This window comes from Chryseobacterium tongliaonense (assembly GCF_041224435.1).
GTDB classification, from domain to species: Bacteria; Bacteroidota; Bacteroidia; order Flavobacteriales; family Weeksellaceae; genus Chryseobacterium; species Chryseobacterium tongliaoense.
Genome location: NZ_JBGFFD010000013.1, coordinates 1 through 19,411, shown reverse-complemented (window position 1 = coordinate 19,411; position 19,411 = coordinate 1). Strand labels below are relative to the sequence as shown.

Below are 19,411 nucleotides of genomic sequence, written 5' to 3'. Positions count from 1 at the left end.
ATAGAGAATTATGAAAAAATATATTAGCAGTTTTTTAGTATTAGTTTCGGGATTTGCTTTTTCCCAGACTATTCTGAACGCTTCTTCTCCGGAAGAGTTCAGAAAAATGAGAGCTGAGAACAAAATTAAAGTAGGAGATACTGTTATCGATAAAACTGTAAAGCCTTTGGAATACGGGTTTGTTGATGATAAGGACATCTTGAAAAGTATGTATATCTGGGAAGTTATTGATATGAACGATAAGATCAATCAACCTTTCTACTACAACAATCCGGATGGCTTATTAGCTACAGAAACAAAATCTCTCTATAAATTATTATTGGACGGTGCTCTAAATGGTGATATTAAAGAAGTTTACGATGATGAAAACTTCGTTACAAGACTTACTCCTCAACAAATCAAAGACAGATTAGTGAGCGTTCGTGTTGACGATGAAGCGGTAAACATCTTAAACAGTGGTCGTCAGCTTACTGAACAGGAGAAAAAAGAGCTTACAGACGTTTATGAAACTACAACGGATAAAGTTAGAGTTTTGAAAATATTCGGTATGTGGTTTATTGATAAAAGAGACGGTCAGATGAAATACAGACCATTAGGAATTGCTGCCATGGGACCGGATCCGCAAATGATCGGTAGATTAGGACCGGACGGAAAACCTTTGGATGGTGCTAATGATCTGATTGATTTGTTCTGGGTATTCTATCCTAATGCAAGAGATGTTTTAGCTAACAATTATGTTTATAACAGAAAAAATTCAGCGGCTGACTTATCTTTTGACGACCTTATCAATGCAAGAAGATTCTCTTCTGTGATCTTTAAATCTTCAACAGGACTAGGAAATGGTACTATTAAAGACTATATTCCAAGAAATGCTGATGAGCAGATAGAAGAAAGTGACAGAATCAAGTCACAGATTCTTGACATGGAAAATGAAATGTGGAATTACTAAATTTCACTTGATAATTATAGAAAACCTGAGTATTTTTACTCAGGTTTTTTTATTATGAAAAATGTAGACTATATTATTGTTGGAGACGGATATGCGGCGATCTTTTTTGCCCATCAATTGATTAGAAATAATAAATCTTTTGTGATTTATTCTGAAGGCCGCAAAAGTGCTTCACAGGTTTCGGCAGGAATTATTAATCCTGTAGTTCTTAAAAAATTCACCACATTCTGGCTTGCTCAGCAGCAGATTGATTTTCTAAAAAATACACTTGAGGAAATAGAATCTTATACCGGTAAAAATTACCTGATTCAAGCTCCGATTCACAGAGTTTTTCATGATGAGAATGAGCAGAAGTTATGGCTGAAGAAATCTGATAATGACGAGTTATCCCAATTTTTAAATAAGGAATTTGAACATCTGGAGATTATAAACAATCCTTTTAATACAGGAAAAGTGGACCAATCGGCAAGGCTTGATGTCAGCGGGTTTTTCAGTGATTTTTTCCGTTTTTTTGAAGAAAATGAACAGCTTATCAAGCAGAAGTTCGATTATCATAAATTAAATGTTTCAGACTCTGTTTATAATGATATTTCCTTTAAAAATATAATCTTCTGTGAGGGAATGGGAGTAAAGGAAAATCCGTATTTCTCCGATATTCCTGTAAATCCTAATAAAGGACATCATATTAAGGTTAAGCTTTCAGAGGCCATCCCTCAGAACATCACGATTAAAAAGAAACATTTCCTGTTCCCGATTGATAATGATCTGTATTTTTATGGAGGAACCTATGACCGGGAACAATTACACCATCACGTTGATGAGTCTGCGGTTGAACAACTGGTTAACGGTTTATCAGAAGTTTATCCCTATGACTTTGAAGTAAAGGAAGTGAATTTCGGTTTTAGACCTACCGTAAAGGACAGAAGGCCTATTATCGGAGTGCATCCTGAAAATAAAAACTTATACGTTTTTAACGGCCTTGGAGCAAGAGGAATTTTAAATGGATGTTATTTCGCAAAGAATCTGTATGATTTTATAGAAAAAGGTATTCCTCTGCACGAAGAAGTTTCTTTAAGCAGGTTCAAATAAAATTTTGATGTCCCTGGTTTTAAAAAAAAGGATGCAAATAGCCAATACAAAACGGGATGAGTTTCTGATATCAGCATATTTGCATTCCTGCTTCCACTTCATAATTTAGTAAAGCGAACACTTCAAACAAACACTTATTATCTCTTTCTTTTATTCAGGTTAGAAGAAAAGAGTGAGCGTATTAATTATTCTACGCTCACTAACCAAATCCTTATTCGGGAACAAATTTGTGTTTTATACTAACCTTTAGAATATGTTTCAAAGATAAGGCTGATTATTAAGGAATTCACTACTGCAATTTTACTTCAATTATTAAAATGTTGTATTACAGTATTTTGGGTTTTTAAATGAAGTGTTAATAGAGTATACAATATTTATAACCAGTCGGGTTTTAATTAAAATTATCCACTGATTCCGATTTAAAACAGGAATTCTGTAAAATTTAAAAGGTAAATTTCTATAATTCCATCATCCATTTATTCAGATCTACATCCGAAGCCAGCTCTAATTTTTTTCTGAGCCTGTATTTTCTGGATTCAATAGTTCGGATAGAAATGTTTTTGTACTGAGCAATGGTTTTGGTTGAAAGGTTCAGCCTTAGAAAAGCGCTGAATTTGATATCATTTGTGGTAAGGTGAGGATATTTTGTAGTAAGGGTTTCATAAAAATCAGGATAAACTTCTTTGAAGCGGGTAAGGAAAAAAGGATCATTAGTCATGGCAAGCTTAGATAAATCTTCAAAAGCTGTATTGAGTTTGCTTTTAAGCTCATCGGTTTCATACATGGTTTCAATGATAATTTCATCCTTCTGCCTTTGACTTTTTATATATTTTTTGGTTAAAAAAATCAACAAGAATAACGAAGTCGCGATAATAATTGAGATCAATATGTAAAACTTTATCCGTTCTTTTTTTTCTTTCTGAGTTTCTTCATTGAGAATTTTATCTACAGGAATTTGCATTGCTTCTCTTTCAGAATCATTGATGCTGTCTTTCAGATCAGAATATTTTTCCAGGTATTCATTTTTTTTGCCTGTATCATTAAGAAATTTATAGGTATCTGAAATCGCTTTATAAGTGTTTTTAGTATCTACTTTACGGTGAAGCCTGGTGGAAATAGAAAGAGACTGAAGGTAATAGTTTAGGGCTTTTTCATAATCCTGCCTTTCAGTGTACAGTTTTCCAAACGCAAATAAAGTCATTGATTTTTGATAAAGGCTGTAATTCTCCGAAATATCCAAAGCTTTATTAAGATAGAGCTCTGCGGAATCCAGCTGTTTGGATTTTATATGTTTTTCTGCAATATGTACGAAAGTAAGTGGCTGGGCAGACAATTCCATGCGCTTTTTTTGTATGGCATTAATAGAATCTACACGGTGCAGTTCTTCAAAATTTGCCAGCTTCCACGTATAATAAAAATATAAAAGTTGTTCTCTTTGTTTTTTGTCAGTAATTTGTTTAGCAAAATAGATTGAGGAATCCAGACTGGTGTTGGATTGCTGTATAAGTCCTAAAGAAGCATAATTTCTGCTGTATTCCCCATACATTTTTGCACATAAAACGTAATTTTTAATCTTTCTTAGCTTCTCTTCTGCTTTTTCCAGATATTCCAGGCTTTCCTTATACTGATGAAGTGACCATAAAAGACCACCCATATTGATATATGCAGCTATTAAACCATTTACATTATTTTTCTTTTCAAATGATTTTATAGCATTTTGATTTAATTGAATGCTCGATTGAATATTACCCTCCAACCTTAATTTTTCTGTAAGGCTATCAAGTTCTTTTATGCTACGATTTTGTGCCGGATATTGTATGAAAAATAATAAAAATAGACCATAAAATGCTTTCCTGAAATAAGATTTTGAGAGCATACATTTTGTTTTTAAGGTGCAAAATTAATTGATAACATCACTACTATTTGATTATAGTACATTAACCTTGTTATTATATATTTATTCTTAATATAAATTGGTTCATAAATGATTTTCTTACAGTAATTTGGAATTAATTTATTGTTTTTTTACATTAACAATCATTTTAGATTTATATATAAAATTAACCATTAAATAAATATCTTCTACAGATATGTTGAAAAATATTTATTTTTAATGATAAGATAGCTTTTTTATTGAATTTTATGCTAAATATAAAAGTGTTCTTGGAATTTTTCAATATAAAAGTTGAAATTTCATAAATAAAATAAAACTTATTATCTTCAAAAAAAATAGGATATAAATCATGAACGAAAATATTTTAGGAATTGCAGCAGGAATACTTACTTCCATTTCAATGGTTCCACAATTAATAAAAGTAATAAAAGAAAAAAATGTTGAAGATATCTCATGGGTAATGCTGTTGGTTCTTATTTGCGGTCTTTCTTTATGGGTTTGGTATGGTTTTTTAAAAAATGAACTTCCCATTATTTTGTCAAATTCTTTTGCAGTTCTTCTTAATACCTGTTTATTTATTTGCTATTTGATCTACAAAAAGAAGTAATTTGATTTTCAAATCTTTATTTTTTTATGATATCAAAGCAATTTTTGTCGATTAAATTGAAGAATAACTCCACTATTAGCAATCACATTTTATAAATGTTTTCTACTTCATTTATACTGTATTGTGTTTTTATATTATTGTAAATCAGTTTGTTATTTACTTGAAGTGTAATTGCAGTATCTCATTTTATGGGTATTGGTTCTAGATTTGTAACCAGGTTTTATCGAATTTGTATTTCGGAAATCCAGTTCAGGTTCAATTAAAATTTAATTACACACTAAGAAAATGAAAAACAAAATTTTTACATGCTTGTTCCTTTCAACAGGGTCACTAGCTTTCGCACAGGTTGGAATTAATACACCGAATCCGCAGGCAACACTTGATGTAGTAGCAAAAAATGCAACAGGAACAGCCAGAACGACTGACGGTTTATTGGTTCCGAGAGTTGACCGGCAGAGAGCACAATCTATGACAGAAGTTATTACTTCTACGTTGGTTTACGTCAATAACATTGCTACCGGAACAGCAGCCGGAACAGCCATTAATATAAACAATACGGGATATTATTATTTTGATGGAAGTGTTTGGGTAAAGATAAACTCAGGCCCGATCAGTGATAATACTATTTATAATATAAACGGAAGCCTTACTGGGAACCGTGTTGTTACTCAGGGAAAGAATACATTAGCTTTTAATTCTGATGCTGTTAACGGATTCTCTGTAGATGGAAGTACCTTTTCAGTTGATGCAGTTAATAATAGAGTAGGCATTGGTACTGCTGCTCCCAATTCAGACTTACAGGTTTTAGGAAATGAAATGAGATTGAGCGGGCCTGCTTCCCAGACAGGATCTGTACCTGATCCTGTTTTTAGAATTCATTCAAATGCTAATACAGACGGCTCCGGAGGTGAATTGAGATTCAGTGAAAACGACCTTAATTACGGCTATTATATAAGACATAATACAGCAGCCGGAGCAAAGTATGGTTACGACGGATTAGCTATAGGATCAGCAGGCGGAAGCAAATATGCATATAATCCGGCCAGACCGGGAGTATTCGTGGCTGATAATCAAGATATCGGGTTTGGAACGGCAACACCACAGCAGATGTTCCATATTGATGGGGCAAGAGATAATAATATAAATTCTGCACCTACGGCTGCTCAGTTATCAAATGATGTGGTAATTAATCGTAATGGTAATGTAGGTATAGGAACTATTTCACCTAATAGTAAACTTGACCTTGGGGGAACGAATGATATTAAAAAATTAGCAGTATATAATAATGCAGCAGGTGATGATTTTTATGGATTAGGTGCAGCAGGTGGAAATCTTCAGTTTCGTGCCGGAACCAAAGCTACCGAAGACCCTGCCATGGTATTGAGAAATAATGGACGGATAGGTATAGGAACTACAAACCCGCAGACTACCTTCCATACTTTGGGTACAATAAGACTTGAAACCGGTGCTCCTACTGCGGGGATGGTACTAACTTCTACTGATTCAAACGGTACAGCAGTCTGGAAAGCACCTGTAACAGATGTTGTTGTAGGAACAAGAGATACAAATGCAGGGATTGATATACCTTTTATTGGTAATTCAAGCTACCGGTATACAGGGCGTTCAATTACGCTGCCTCCTGGAAGGTGGATGGTTACCATAACTCAGCTGGCCCACACTTCGGGTGCTTTAAATGCAGATGAATGGATGTTTGTAAGAAGCTCATTTACTGACCAGAATGTAGCGATAGGTGTTGTTGCAGGGAAAACTTCGGATATACAGTCTCCCAGTTTAATGAGCTTTAGAGTACAGGGGCCGGGAACAGCATCAAATTCTCAACAGTTTGATGTATTTCAGGGAACGATTATTATCAATAACACCACAGCAGGAAATAAAACTTACAGGTATATAGCAGGCGATACTGTAAAAGGAGGCACTGCTACTCCGGCAACTAAGGATACCGTTATATCAAAATTTGGCGGGAGCTGGCAGGAAACCTCTATTTATGCAACTGCAATTAAATAAAAAAATCCCTCATTTTAAAATATATAATTTGAAACACAAAAGCTTAGAACGGGTGATATTTATTAAGATGAAAAATTGAGGAGCCTGTATGCAATACAGGCTCCTCTTTATATGGATGTGTTTTATTTCGTTACTGTAAAACAAATTTTGCCAACGGAGCCATCTTAGCCTTATTTAAAGTTAAAGTATTTCCATTAACAGAATAATTATCAGCAGCCAGCAAAGCTTTTGTAAACAATTGCTCTGTTTCAAGATCCTCACAGGCAATCATTGTAGACATTCCCTGGTTAAATTTGATCCGCATTACGTCCTGTTTTATTTCAAATGTTCCGCCAACCCCATTACAACCTCCGTGTCCGGAGTATCTCATGTCTGCCATATTTAATGAAAAGTAAGGGTTATTTTTAGGATTCTTAAGCTGAATGGGTTTTCCATTGATTTCCGTAAGCTTCCATGTTTTTCCGGTAATGTCAGTATCTTTCGATGAAGCAGGCTTGCTGGTGCATGCAGCTAAAAAAAAGATCAATAAAAGCGTTGTTAAAATTTTCATAGTTTATTAATTTAAGTTAGTAAGATGCCATTTTTGTTTGCCCTGATTCTTTTTGATCAGCCTTGTGATGGAAGAGAACCATATCAACATTTCTTTTCAAAAAGGTAATATTCCCTCTGATGTTTGAATATTGATATTCGGAGTTTGATGCAGTGTAATCCGGCAGATCTTCACTTTTTGTAAGCTCATAGGTCTTACCGTCCAGATGTATGGTCGCTGTATTCATTGTATGATTAATGGATACTTCTATTTTGTCCCCGAAATTATCTGTATAGATATCTTTAACGATATCATCAGTAGTTGCTGGGGGATTGGCGACGACGACTTCCGGTTCCTTTCCCGGATGTTTACACGCTGCTACAGAAATGGCAGCAAGGCCAAGAATAATGAATGGTACTAATTTTTTCATAAGAATAAGTGATTAAGTGTTTCATGAATTAAGTGTTGATTTTGTATAAATTTACGATTATTTTATTTAATATGTGTTAAATTTTTATAAAATATTTAGAAATTCTTATTTTCTTAATTAGCGTTTTCTTTCATAATTTGAAGTGTAATATTGCGTCAGACTAAGTTTAAAAAATCTGAAAAAGTCTTAGGAAAATAATATCCATCGCATTTCAGCTTATTTAAAGGAGAGTTAAATTTTGTTAATCTGTATAAGACTATTCAAATCTAAGCTTACATTTGCAACTTCAAAATGAGAAACTATATCGTATATTTTTTGACAGCCTTATTTCTGCTTTTTGTAGTAGAAAGCAAGATCAACGTCAAGACTTTACAAGGCAATTATTCAGGCCATGTTTCTCATCATATGCCGAAAAAGGTCAACCGTTTGAATCAGACTTACGAAAAACTCTCCATTCAGCAAGCTCCGGATGATATCGGGAATATCTATTCACTGGAACTTGCGGAAGACGACTTCCAACTGTCAGATACCTTACAGGATATCGTAGTTTTTGCGAGTGTTTTTACACTGGTTTATATTTTCGGTTTAAAAAGCTTTAAAAGTTCAAAGCCTACTATCCATGGCTTTTTATCTGATTTTTCTACAGTAAAAAGATTCATTCTGATACGTTCTATCAGAATTTAAAATTCATTTTTCGATTATATTTTCTGCCCTTCAACTGGAGCGGAGAATAGCTTATGTTGTGTATGCCGGTAATCATCACAGCATTATCTTCTCTATTACTATTTTTTATTTCAAACAAACATTAACGATTTATATAAACTCTAGAATTATGATGAAAAGAGTTGTCGCAAGTATTGCGCTAAGCAGTCTTTTATTGTTCAGTTGTAACAAGAAAAAAGAAGAAAAAGAAGAAGCTGCAATTTATCCCGTAACCACTCCGGTAGTGATGGATACGGTGATTGATAAAGAATATGTAGCTCAGATCAGATCTGTAAAAAACATTGAGGTTCGCGCACAGGAGAAAGGCTTCCTTGAAAAAATTTATGTAGACGAAGGTCAGTACGTACGCCAGGGACAGACATTATTCCGCATTATGCCTAAATTGTATCAGGCAGAACTGTTGAAAGCACAGGCAGAAGTCGCTCAGGCTACGATTGAGCTGAAAAATGCAAGTACATTGGCAAACAATAACATTGTTTCTAAAAACGAAAGATCAATGGCAAAAGCTAAGCTTGATGCAGCCAATGCAGAAGCAAAACTGGCCCAGATCCACCTGTCATTCACAGATATTAAAGCTCCGTTTTCAGGGATTATTGACAGACTACCCTTGAAATTAGGAAGCTTAATTGATGAAGGAGATTTGTTAACATCCCTATCCGATAACACTGATATCTATACCTATTTCAACGTTTCCGAACCGGAATATTTGAGCTATCAGACCCATGTAGCAGACAGAGGAAGCAACCAGGTTTCATTGGTGATGGCCAATGGTGATATTTTCCCGCAAAAAGGCGAAGTTCAGACCATCGAGGGGGAATTTGACAATGAAACTGGAAATATTGCTTTCAGAGCAAAATTCCCGAATCCGAATAAATTATTAAGAAACGGGGAAACAGGAAAAGTGAGAATGACCTTACCGTTGAAAAATGCTTTGATCATTCCCCAGAAAGCAACTTACGAAATCCAGGATCAAAAATATGTTTTTGTCATTGATAAAAATGGTGTGGCAAGATCTAAAAATATTAAAATAGCGTACGAGCTTCCGGATGTTTACATTGTGGCATCGGGACTTTCAACAGGAGATAAAATCTTGCTGGAAGGTGTTCAGAAAGTGAAAGACGATCAGAAAGTTCAGACAAAAACCCAGGATCCGAAAAAAGTTCTTCAATCATTGAAATTAAAAGCAGAGTAGAAAATATATGATAATTGATAAGCGATAAATTGATCATATAAACTGTTCAAATTCATCATTAATCATTCATCATTAATAAATTATCATTATTTTTATGTTTAAGAAATTCATTCGCAGACCTGTTCTGTCTATCGTAATCTCTTTGATTATTGTATTTATGGGAGTTTTATCCCTGGTTAAATTACCGGTTACACAATTCCCGTCCATTTCACCACCAAAAGTAAACATTACTGCAGAATATCCAGGTGCCAACAACGAATTGTTGATCAAATCCGTGGTTATCCCGTTGGAAAGAGGTTTAAATGGTGTGCCGGGAATGAAATATATGACGTCTGATGCCGGAAACGACGGGGAAGCCTCTATCCAGGTGGTTTTCGACTTGGGAACTGACCCGAATGTAGCGGCTGTAAACGTTCAGAACCGTGTGTCTTCCGTAGTCAATAAACTTCCGCCGCTGGTAGTGCGTGAAGGGGTGAAAATTACCCGTGAGGAACCAAACATGCTGATGTATATCAACTTGTATAGTGACGACCCGAAAGCAGACCAGAAATTCCTTTTCAATTATGCAGATATCAATGTAATGTCTGAATTGAGAAGGGTAAGCGGAGTTGGTTTTGCGGATATCCTGGGAACAAGAGAATATGCCATGCGTATCTGGCTTAAACCTGATAGGTTAACGGCTTACAGCATCTCGGCAGACGAAGTAATGGAGTCATTGAACCAGCAAAGTTTGGAAGCATCACCTGGTAAAACAGGAGAAAGTTCAGGTAAAAGATCCCAGTCATTTGAATATATTTTAAAATATCCGGGTCGTTTTAATAATGAAAAAGATTACGGAAATATCATCCTTAAGGCAAAACCCGACGGAGAATTTATCAGATTAAAAGATGTTGCAGATATCGAATTCGGTTCTTCGATGTATGATATTTATTCTACATTGAATGGAAAACCTTCTGCAGCAATTACTGTAAAGCAGTCTTACGGTTCCAATGCAAGTGACGTTATCAAAAACGTAAAATCTTTGATGGCAGAATTGCAGAAAACCACATTCCCGAAAGGAATGCACTACGACATCAGCTATGACGTTTCAAGATTCCTGGATGCATCGATTGAAAAAGTAGTTCATACCTTATTTGAAGCCTTTATTCTGGTAGCAATCGTGGTATTCCTTTTCCTGGGAGACTGGCGTTCGACGTTGATTCCTGCGTTAGCGGTTCCGGTATCATTGGTGGGTACCTTTGCCGTGATGTCCGCTTTTGGGATTACATTAAATATGATCTCGCTTTTTGCTCTTGTAATGGCCATTGGGGTCGTTGTCGATGATGCAATTGTGGTTATTGAAGCTGTTCACGCCAAGATGGAAGAGAAACATTTATCACCATTAAAGGCGACAGAAGAGGCAATGCATGAAATCAGCGGGGCAATTATCGCGATTACTCTGGTAATGGCATCCGTATTCATTCCTATTGCGTTCATGTCCGGTCCGGTTGGGGTTTTCTACCGTCAGTTTTCCATTACAATGGCTTCTGCAATTATCCTTTCGGGGGTTGTAGCTTTGACATTGACTCCTGCTTTATGTGCTTTAATTCTGAAAAATAACCACGGAAAAGCTAAGAGAAGAACTCCGATCACCATTTTCCTGGATAAATTCAATAGTTTATTTACAAAAGGAGCCGGGAAATATGAGAAGATGTTAAACAAAACAGTAAAGAAGAAAACCATTACACTTCCTTTATTGTTAGCTTTTTGTGCTTGTACATTCTTCCTGAGTAATTCACTTCCGTCCGGGTTTATTCCGGCAGAAGATCAGGGGATGATTTATGCAATTATCCAGACGCCACCGGGTTCTACATTGGAAAGAACCAATCAGATTGCCAAAGAGCTATTAAGAGAATCAGAAGATATTGATGGAGTACAGTCCGTTTCTTCATTGGCAGGTTATGAAATCCTTACAGAAGGTACGGGTTCCAATTCAGGTACTTGTCTGATTAACCTTAAAAGCTGGGATGAGCGTTCAGAATCCGCTGCGGAAATTATAGAAAAGCTTGAAGCAAAAGCCAAAAATATTCCGGGAGCCAATATAGAATTCTTCCAGCCGCCGTCGATTCCGGGGTATGGAGCCGCAGGTGGTTTCGAACTTCGTTTGCTTGATAAAGCAGGAAGTGGGGATTATCAGAAGATGGAAAAAGTAAGCAACGACTTTGTAAGGGAACTGAAAAAACGTCCCGAACTGGGTTCTGCATTTACATTCTATTCCGCGAGTTTCCCTCAATATATGTTGAGAGTGGATAATGATCTTGCCGAACAAAAAGGTGTGACGATCGAAAATGCGATGGATAACTTATCTACGTTAATTGGTTCCAACTATGAGACGAGTTTCATCCGCTTCGACAGGCCTTATAAAGTCATTGTACAGGCAGGACCGCAATATCGCGCATTGCCGACGGATCTGTTGAAATTATATGTAAAAAATGATAAAGAGCAGATGGTTCCGTATTCAGATTTTATGCACCTGGAAAAAGTCTATGGTTTATCCGAAATCACAAGACATAATATGTATAATTCATCCGAGGTAAGTGGAACTCCTGCGCCGGGTTACAGTTCCGGACAGGCAATTGCAGCCATTAAAGAAGTGGCAGACAAAACACTTCCGAGAGGTTTCGGTATCGACTGGGCGGGTATCTCTAAAGATGAGGTGAGTCGTGGAAATGAAGCGATATTTATTTTCTTAGTGTGTTTAGGATTTGTTTATCTGATTCTTTCAGCACAATATGAAAGCTTTATTCTTCCATTACCGGTAATTCTTTCATTACCGACGGGTATTTTCGGAGCTTTCTTATGCTTAAAATTATTAGGATTAGAAAACAACATTTACGCTCAGGTAGCGATGGTCATGTTGATTGGTCTCTTGGGTAAAAATGCCGTATTAATCGTAGAATTTGCCGTTCAGAAAAAGGCAGAGGAAGGAATTCCGGTAGCGCAGGCTGCCATTGAAGGAGCCGCCATTCGTTTCCGTCCGATTTTGATGACATCATTTGCATTCATTGCAGGTTTGATTCCATTGGTAATGGCAACAGGGCCGGGTGCGATTGGTAACCGGACGATCGGTACAGCTGCAGCAGGAGGTATGTTGATCGGAACTATTTTCGGACTGATGATTATTCCGGGACTGTATTATATTTTCGGAACAATCGCAGACAAATCGAGACTGGCAAGATATGAAGAAGAAAATCCTTTAACTGAACAAACAGAACCTTATCAACACGATGACAAACATGAAGATTTATAATAATAAAAGATATATAGCAGCCATCGCCTTATCGCTTCTTTTAGCAAGCTGTAAGGCACCAATGGCGACCGTGATAAAAGATGAGGTGAAAGAAAATGTGCCTCAAAACTTTAATCAGGAAGATCAGGGTGATGCAAATAACAACAGCGGAACAACACCCTGGAGACAGTTTTTTACCGATCCGAATTTAGTAAGCTTAATTGAAACCGCTCTGAAAAACAATCAGGAATTAATGATCACTTTGCAGGAAATTGAAATTGCAAAAAGTGGGGTTTTAGCTAAAAAAGGAAGATTAACACCCACTGTTTCCGCGGGAATTGGAGCAGGTGTAAAGAAAGCAGGGCGCTACACAAGCGAAGGAGCAGGTGATGCAACAACAGAAATTGAACCGGGAAAAGAAATGCCGGATCCGCTTGGAAATTTTGAAGGCGGGTTGATGGCAAACTGGGAAGTCGATATCTGGAAAAAGCTGAGAACTGAAAAAGAAGCTGCAGTTGCTCATTATCTGTCAACGGTCGAAGGGAAGAATTTCGTTCTTTCAAACCTAATTGAAGAAGTTGCAGATAATTATTATGAATTGCTGGCTTTGGATAATCAGTTGGATATTATTCAACAGTACATTAAGCTTCAGCAAAAAGCTTTGGAAATTTCAAAAATTCAGAAAGAAGCTGCGGCGGCAACTGAATTGGCAGTGAAAAAATTTGAAGCAGAACTGGCAAAATCTAAAGCAACAGAATATACGATCCGTCAGGATATTACCGAAAAGGAGAACCAAATCAATGCGCTTTGCGGTCGTTATCCACAGCCGATTGTAAGAACGAAGGAAGATTTTATGACCACAATTCCGCAGACGGTATATACTGGGATTCCGTCACAATTATTGGCAAACCGTCCTGATATTAAACAAGCTGAATTCGAATTAAAATCATCAAAATTAGATGTAGAAGCAGCGAGAAAAGAGTTTTATCCTTCACTGGAAATCTCCGCAACATTAGGATTAGAAGCTTTCAAACCTTCTTATTTGGTTAAATTGCCGGAATCTATGGCTGCAAGTTTAGCAGGAGAATTGGCTGGCCCGCTAATTAATAAAAGTGCGATTAAAGCAAATTTCCAAACAGCGGATGCCAGACAGATCCAGGCTTTGTATGAATATGATAAAACGATTTTGAATGCCTATTTAGATGTGGCAAATCTGATGTCTAAAGTGAAAAATATAGACCAATATTATCAGCTAAAGGCACAGGAAACAAAATCGTTAGAACAATCGATCGATATTGCTAATCAATTATTCCGAAATTCAAGGGCAGATTATCTTGAGGTTCTTTTGAATCAGAGAGATGCTTTGGATGCAAAAATGGAACTGGTTGAAGCTAAACAAAAACAGCTGAGTACAGTTGTAGATATTTATAAGAGCTTAGGCGGAGGCTGGAAGTGATTATAAATCCTTAATGTTTTTTGAAAGAGGAGGCTGTCGTATGACAGCCTCTTTTTTATAGTGTTTTGTGCTTTAAAAAGTTTTTAAAATAAAAGGGTCCGGCGGATCCCGGACCCTTGCAATTTACCTGCAAATAGCAACTAAATTATATATTTACATGGTTATTAGTTTTAATTATAAAAATGAAAAGTCTTTCTTAGGATATTTTAAATTTAGTTTTTTGTTTTCCAGTGGCTTCCTGTTTTTATCGGTGGATCGCCTTCCTGTATAGTGTCCTGTATTATTTTACCGGTTGTTTTACTGTCCTTGAAAACGGTTTCAGATCTTTGAAAATCATTGTCATCATCCTGTCTGCAGGATATTAGTGTTGCTGAATAAAATAAAATACTTAATACTAAGGATATTTTTAATGAGATAAACTTTTTCATATAATTTCAGAGTTATAAAGGTTATCCCGGCCAGGTTATATTGTTTCAGAATTCTGAGTTCGAAATTATACTCATAAAACCATAAAAAAAAGCACTTGTTGTCTCTATTCGGAAATTGAGACGTCCTAATTAATGAATTAGGACTTATTTAAAGTATTAATAATCAATATATTATTCTTTTGTTTTAAGAAATGAAGATTATCCCTATTAATTCAATATTGAATGATAAAAATTAAATGATTTTATGTAATTTTGATGACAAACTGTACCCTGATAATTATTTAAATGTGATAAAAAAACTACCATATATACTATCTCTATTAATTTTTCAACTTTTCTTTTCTCAGGAAGGGTATAGTGAGTATTATAAACTGAGAACGAAATATGAAAATTTCGAGGAAAATAATCCCAAAGCTTTCCCCTACATTCAATCCTATATCAATAAGGCAAAGACTGAAAAGAACTATGAGAAATTAGTACAGGGATATAAAGACGGGATTTTTTATTCACCATCTAACGAGAAAAAAATCATCTATGCAGACAGTGCCATCGGAGCTGCAAAATTATCTGACAGTAAAGATTTGATAGGAATTGCTTATTTGGAAAAAGGAATTATTTATTATTATCATTATAAAAGATTCCAGTCTGCCCTTAATGAATATCTGCTGGCTTATGAATACACAAAAGATACGGAAAATGAGTTTTTAAAATTTCAGAACCTGTACCATATTGGTGTCGTAAAAAGTTATCTGGGATATTATCAGGAAGCTTCCGAAATGTTTAAGCAATGCATTGCCCATTATCTGCCGAAAACAAAATCAGATCTTCACCCGAATGAAATTTACAACAATAAAAAAGGGTATCTGAACAGCTTACACCAGTTGATCATCTGTTACCGGAACCTGGGAAAATTTAAAGAAGCAGATACAGCGATAGAAACAGGTCTTGCTGAAACGGGGGATGATAAAGACTATATCCAGGAAAAAGGCTACTTTCTTCTTTGCAGGGGAATTTCAGATTATAAAAAGAATCAGTACCAATCTGCATTAGATCACTTGGGGCAATCAACGTTTCCTATTAAAGATAAAGGAGATTTTGCATGGCTGTCGGTAGATTATTTTTACACCGGGAAAAGCTATGCAGGCTTAAAGAATAATGCTGAGTCTATTTCCTATTTTAAAAAGGTAGATTCTATTTTCCAGAAACACCAGTTTATTCTTCCCGAATTAAGAGAAAACTACGAAATTCTTATCAATCATTATAAAAAGGAAGGCGATCAGGGACAACAATTATATTATACAGGTCAGCTTTTAAAAGCAGATAGCATTATTTCAAAAGATTTTGTTTATTTGTCGCCCAAAATTCATAAAGAATATGATACAAAAACTTTATTGGAAGAAAAAAGTAAACTGGAGAAAGCCAATTCGTGGGGAAGCTGGATTATTACCGGATTGATTATTCTGGCCGTTAGCTTAATTATTTTACTGATCATCAGGTATCGGAAAGAAAAGAATATTCAGAAGAAATATATTTTGTTGGAAGAACGGTTTATCCTGCATCAGAATGCATTAAGCGAAAAATCTCTTACCACCACGGAAGAGAAAAAATCAGGACCGGATGAAAATAAAGTGGAAGAATTACTCAGAAAGCTGAAAAGGTTTGAAGACAAAAAAGAATTCACCCAAAAAGGCCTCACCATTCATAAGCTGGCCGGTCAGCTGGGAACCAACTCGAATTATCTCTCGCAGGTGATCAATGACTGTAAAGGCGTTAATTTCAATAAATACCTGAGCGAATTAAGAATTAATTATATAACCGTTCTGCTTTTTGAAGATAAAAAATACCTGAAATACGGAATTGAAACACTGGCCAAAGAATGCGGAATTGCTTCCAGGCAGAATTTTTCAGACTTATTTTATGAAATTAATGGCATCCGCCCCACTGATTTTATCCGAAAAAGAAAATATGAGCTGGATAATAAAAATAATTTTTCGACATTGAATCCTATTTAAACAGGTATAACGAGTAAGCATTGAATTTTCAATGCTTTTTTATTTCAGATTAAATAATTCCTTCTTACCGGAAGTATGTTCATTATCTTTGTAATAAATCATACCGTCACAAAACTTAATCACCATGAAAAAAATCCTTTTAATTATCTTGGGAATCCTTATTGTTCTGATCGCCATTCTGCTGATAAAAACCTTTACCTATCCGTTTAAAAAAAATGCATCCGGTTCAGGAAATAAAGTAAAATGGATGAAAAATAATTTAGCTGTTCAAAGGCTTTCCGGAGGGATAAAGATTCCAACGGTTTCTACAGGTGAGTTAGGGAATTTTGATTATGGCCCCTTTGACAGGTTTAAAGAATATTTAAAAAGCTCATATCCTTTGGTCTATCAGCATACGGAAAATTACGAGATCAATACCCATGCTTTGGTATTCAGGCTTAAAGGAAGCAATCCCGCACTTGAACCGATTGTATTTCTTTCACACAGCGATGTGGTGCCTCCGGGGGATGCTGATGTGAAAAATAAAGAAGAAAATATTTTCAGGCCGGATGACAAGCCTTTACCTGCTGTAACAAAAGTTGCGGAAGATTGGGATTTTGCCCCGTTTTCAGGAGCGGTAGCCAATGGAAGAATCTATGGAAGAGGAGCAATAGATATGAAAGGAATGCTGTTTTCTTTAATGGAATCTATGGAGAATATGATCAAAAGCGGGCAGACTCCACAACGGGATATCTATCTGGCCTTTGGATTTGATGAAGAGGTAGGCGGACAAAAAGGAGCGGTACAGATTGCGGATTATTTTAAAAAGAAAGGATTAAAGTTTGACGCCGTATATGATGAGGGTGGTTTAATATTGGAAAAAGGAAGTATTAAAGGCATTAATTCTGATGTGGCAGTTATTGGTTGTGCAGAAAAAGGATTTTTATCCGCAAAAATAAAAGTAAAAGGATTAGGCGGGCATTCCTCGATGCCACCTACGGAAAGTGCGATGGGTAAAGCGGCCGTTATCATGCAGCGGCTGGAAGAAAATCAGATGAAACCAACGATTACTCCTCTTATCAAAGGTTTTTTTGATAATATTGGCGGATCTATGCCTTTTGCCAACCGGTTGGCTATTTCCAATCAATGGCTTTTAAAACCTCTTTTATTATCTCAGCTGACAAAAAATAATTCCACTAATGCTTTAGTAAGAACTACCACAGCTTTAACGATGATGAAAGGAAGTGACGGGCCGAATGTGCTTTCTCCCGAAGTGGAATTTATTGTAAACTTCAGACTGCTTCCCGGAAATTCTGTTAAAGACGTTAAAGAACATATTGCCAAAGCCACAGAAGGTTTCGATGTTGAGGTTGAGGAAATCGACAATACAAGAGAGGCTTCGCTGGTGTCACCTTCCAATACAAAAGCGTATCAGATGATAGAGTCGGGGATTAAACAAATTTATCCTGACGCCATAGCGACACCTTATCTTACCATTGCTGCTACGGATGCCTATAAATATCAGATCGTCAGTAACCATATTTACAGATTCATGCCCATTAAAATCAACGATCCTGAAAAACAGAGTATTCACAGTACCAATGAATATATCAGCATAGAAAACTATATGAAGATGATTCATTATTTTGAATATATAATGAGGAATTATGACAAGTAGTTAAGAGTTGATAGACAGAGATAGTGTTTCCAGTCTCTGACTTCAAAATTTCAGATTTCTGAAAACTTTTTTTAACACGTCAAGTTTTGTCGCTTTACCGCAATAGTTTTGCTTTATCAAAATACAAAGCTATGGAATTGCCGTTTTATTTAAGTTTTAATGAATTTGAAAACCATTATTATGATAACCTTGAAAAATGGTTTGAAGAATATTACAATACAAGCGAAACAGATTATCTGAAAAACCTCGTGGAATTATACAGTCCGTATCTGTATTATAATTTTGCGAATGACAGGCTTCAGGCAGACGCTTCCATTCAGATTAAAGATTGTTTTTTTCCTTACTCCGAAAAAATAGGGATTTCTTTTTGTACAAGTTGCGAAAATGTAAAACCTTCTTCTGATGCAGTAAAAAATGGAATGAAACACGTATTCGAATGGAAAACCATTACAATGATGGAATATGCCCAACATATTCTGGACAAGATCAATCGTTATTTTTCTAAAAACAGGATTTCTCCCAAAGAAAACGAAAACATTTTAGACTATATTAATAAGGATGAAATTATTACCTCCAAAGAAGGACCAGGTTATTGTGTAAATTATAGCCGGCATCAATCAACAATTCCCTTTTTAAAAGCTTATCTGCCGGTTTACGGGCAGACTGTTGATATAACATTATACAGGAATTTCATGTTTTCAATTGTACAGATTGCAGGCTTTATTGATCAGAAACTAAAAGCAGTACATGCTTTAGAACATACAATATATAGTAAGTTAAAATCTGAAGCAAGGTTCAAAGTACAAATGAGCCATCAGTTTTTAACATTATGTAATTAAAATACTTCAAACGACACCAAAACATTCAATCATATACTAAATTGTAGTTTGTTCATTATTAAATATAAATAATGAGCAACAAGAATCCCGACTATCTATTGGTTGGGATTTCTTTTTATCTATTTTAAAAAGCTATATTATATTCTATTAGTTCGCCGATTTCAGATATATCCGGTTTGTACCAAATATCTTTCACAGACATTCTAATTCTAAAAAATTACAGCTTATAGGTTTTTAAAACCTATAAGCTTTGAATGGATTCCCAATGATTTTTTACTTTCTTTCTCCTCCTTTCCCTAATTTTGAAAATTTA

15 protein-coding genes are annotated in these 19,411 nt (G+C 35.6%); 11 read left to right on the top strand and 4 right to left on the bottom strand.

The genetic code is table 11. The features are described 5' to 3' along the window. Positions 1-10: 10 nt before the first annotated feature. Both porN and AB8P06_RS19210 read left to right on the top strand, forming a co-directional pair. Entirely contained in the window at positions 11-949 is a 939-nt protein-coding gene (gene porN / locus AB8P06_RS19215) for a type IX secretion system ring subunit PorN/GldN (RefSeq protein WP_369844037.1), read from the top strand. 54 nt (positions 950-1,003) lie between these two features. Further along, positions 1,004-2,038 carry an NAD(P)/FAD-dependent oxidoreductase gene (locus AB8P06_RS19210; protein ID WP_369844035.1) on the top strand — a complete coding sequence of 345 codons (1,035 nt, stop codon included), beginning with the start codon at positions 1,004-1,006 and terminating at the stop codon, positions 2,036-2,038. A gap of 457 nt (positions 2,039-2,495) precedes the next feature. On the opposite strand, the gene AB8P06_RS19205 is transcribed toward AB8P06_RS19210, so the two are convergent. After that, positions 2,496-3,914: a tetratricopeptide repeat protein gene (locus tag AB8P06_RS19205; protein WP_369844033.1), complete on the bottom strand. Its 1,419-nt coding sequence runs from the start codon at positions 3,912-3,914 to the stop codon at positions 2,496-2,498. Between the two features lie 367 nt (positions 3,915-4,281). On the opposite strand from AB8P06_RS19205, the gene AB8P06_RS19200 reads away from it, so the two are divergent. Together AB8P06_RS19200 and AB8P06_RS19195 are read left to right on the top strand one after the other, a co-directional pair. Next, positions 4,282-4,539: a SemiSWEET transporter gene (locus AB8P06_RS19200; RefSeq protein ID WP_369844031.1), complete on the top strand. Its 258-nt coding sequence runs from the start codon at positions 4,282-4,284 to the stop codon at positions 4,537-4,539. A 285-nt stretch (positions 4,540-4,824) separates the two neighbouring features. Further along, on the top strand, positions 4,825-6,564 hold the full coding sequence (locus tag AB8P06_RS19195) for a phage tail-like protein (protein ID WP_369844029.1): 1,740 nt from the start codon (positions 4,825-4,827) through the stop codon (positions 6,562-6,564). Positions 6,565-6,694: 130 nt separating this feature from the next. Here AB8P06_RS19195 and AB8P06_RS19190 read toward each other — a convergent pair whose 3' ends face one another. Together AB8P06_RS19190 and AB8P06_RS19185 are read right to left on the bottom strand one after the other, a co-directional pair. After that, entirely contained in the window at positions 6,695-7,114 is a 420-nt protein-coding gene (locus AB8P06_RS19190) for an META domain-containing protein (protein ID WP_369844027.1), read from the bottom strand. Between the two features lie 16 nt (positions 7,115-7,130). Continuing rightward, the gene (locus AB8P06_RS19185; protein WP_369844025.1) at positions 7,131-7,523 is read right to left on the bottom strand and encodes a hypothetical protein; all 393 of its coding nucleotides are present in this window, start codon (positions 7,521-7,523) and stop codon (positions 7,131-7,133) included. 291 nt (positions 7,524-7,814) lie between these two features. Between AB8P06_RS19185 and AB8P06_RS19180 the strand changes: the two genes are divergently transcribed. The 4 genes from AB8P06_RS19180 to AB8P06_RS19165 all read left to right on the top strand — a co-directional run bounded on the left by AB8P06_RS19180 (position 7,815) and on the right by AB8P06_RS19165 (position 14,162). Further along, positions 7,815-8,207 (top strand): hypothetical protein, encoded by a 393-nt coding sequence (locus tag AB8P06_RS19180; RefSeq protein WP_369844023.1) that lies wholly within the window; start codon positions 7,815-7,817, stop codon positions 8,205-8,207. A gap of 151 nt (positions 8,208-8,358) precedes the next feature. Further along, the gene (locus tag AB8P06_RS19175) at positions 8,359-9,438 is read left to right on the top strand and encodes an efflux RND transporter periplasmic adaptor subunit (protein ID WP_369844118.1); all 1,080 of its coding nucleotides are present in this window, start codon (positions 8,359-8,361) and stop codon (positions 9,436-9,438) included. Positions 9,439-9,532: 94 nt separating this feature from the next. After that, positions 9,533-12,727 (top strand): efflux RND transporter permease subunit, encoded by a 3,195-nt coding sequence (locus AB8P06_RS19170; protein WP_369844021.1) that lies wholly within the window; start codon positions 9,533-9,535, stop codon positions 12,725-12,727. After that, positions 12,714-14,162: a TolC family protein gene (locus AB8P06_RS19165; protein ID WP_369844019.1), complete on the top strand. Its 1,449-nt coding sequence runs from the start codon at positions 12,714-12,716 to the stop codon at positions 14,160-14,162. The genes AB8P06_RS19170 and AB8P06_RS19165 overlap by 14 nt, the downstream gene beginning before the upstream one ends. Positions 14,163-14,374: 212 nt before the next feature. On the opposite strand, the gene AB8P06_RS19160 is transcribed toward AB8P06_RS19165, so the two are convergent. Then, a complete protein-coding gene (locus AB8P06_RS19160; protein ID WP_369844016.1) occupies positions 14,375-14,590 on the bottom strand; it encodes a hypothetical protein in 216 nt (71 codons plus the stop codon). Between the two features lie 287 nt (positions 14,591-14,877). Between AB8P06_RS19160 and AB8P06_RS19155 the strand changes: the two genes are divergently transcribed. From AB8P06_RS19155 to AB8P06_RS19145, 3 genes are all read left to right on the top strand, one after another. Further along, entirely contained in the window at positions 14,878-16,602 is a 1,725-nt protein-coding gene (locus AB8P06_RS19155; RefSeq protein ID WP_369844014.1) for an AraC family transcriptional regulator, read from the top strand. A 124-nt stretch (positions 16,603-16,726) separates the two neighbouring features. Further along, positions 16,727-18,259, top strand: coding sequence for a M20/M25/M40 family metallo-hydrolase (locus tag AB8P06_RS19150; RefSeq protein ID WP_369844012.1), 1,533 nt, complete (start codon positions 16,727-16,729; stop codon positions 18,257-18,259). Between the two features lie 131 nt (positions 18,260-18,390). Then, positions 18,391-19,098, top strand: coding sequence for a hypothetical protein (locus AB8P06_RS19145; protein WP_369844010.1), 708 nt, complete (start codon positions 18,391-18,393; stop codon positions 19,096-19,098). Positions 19,099-19,411: the final 313 nt, after the last annotated feature.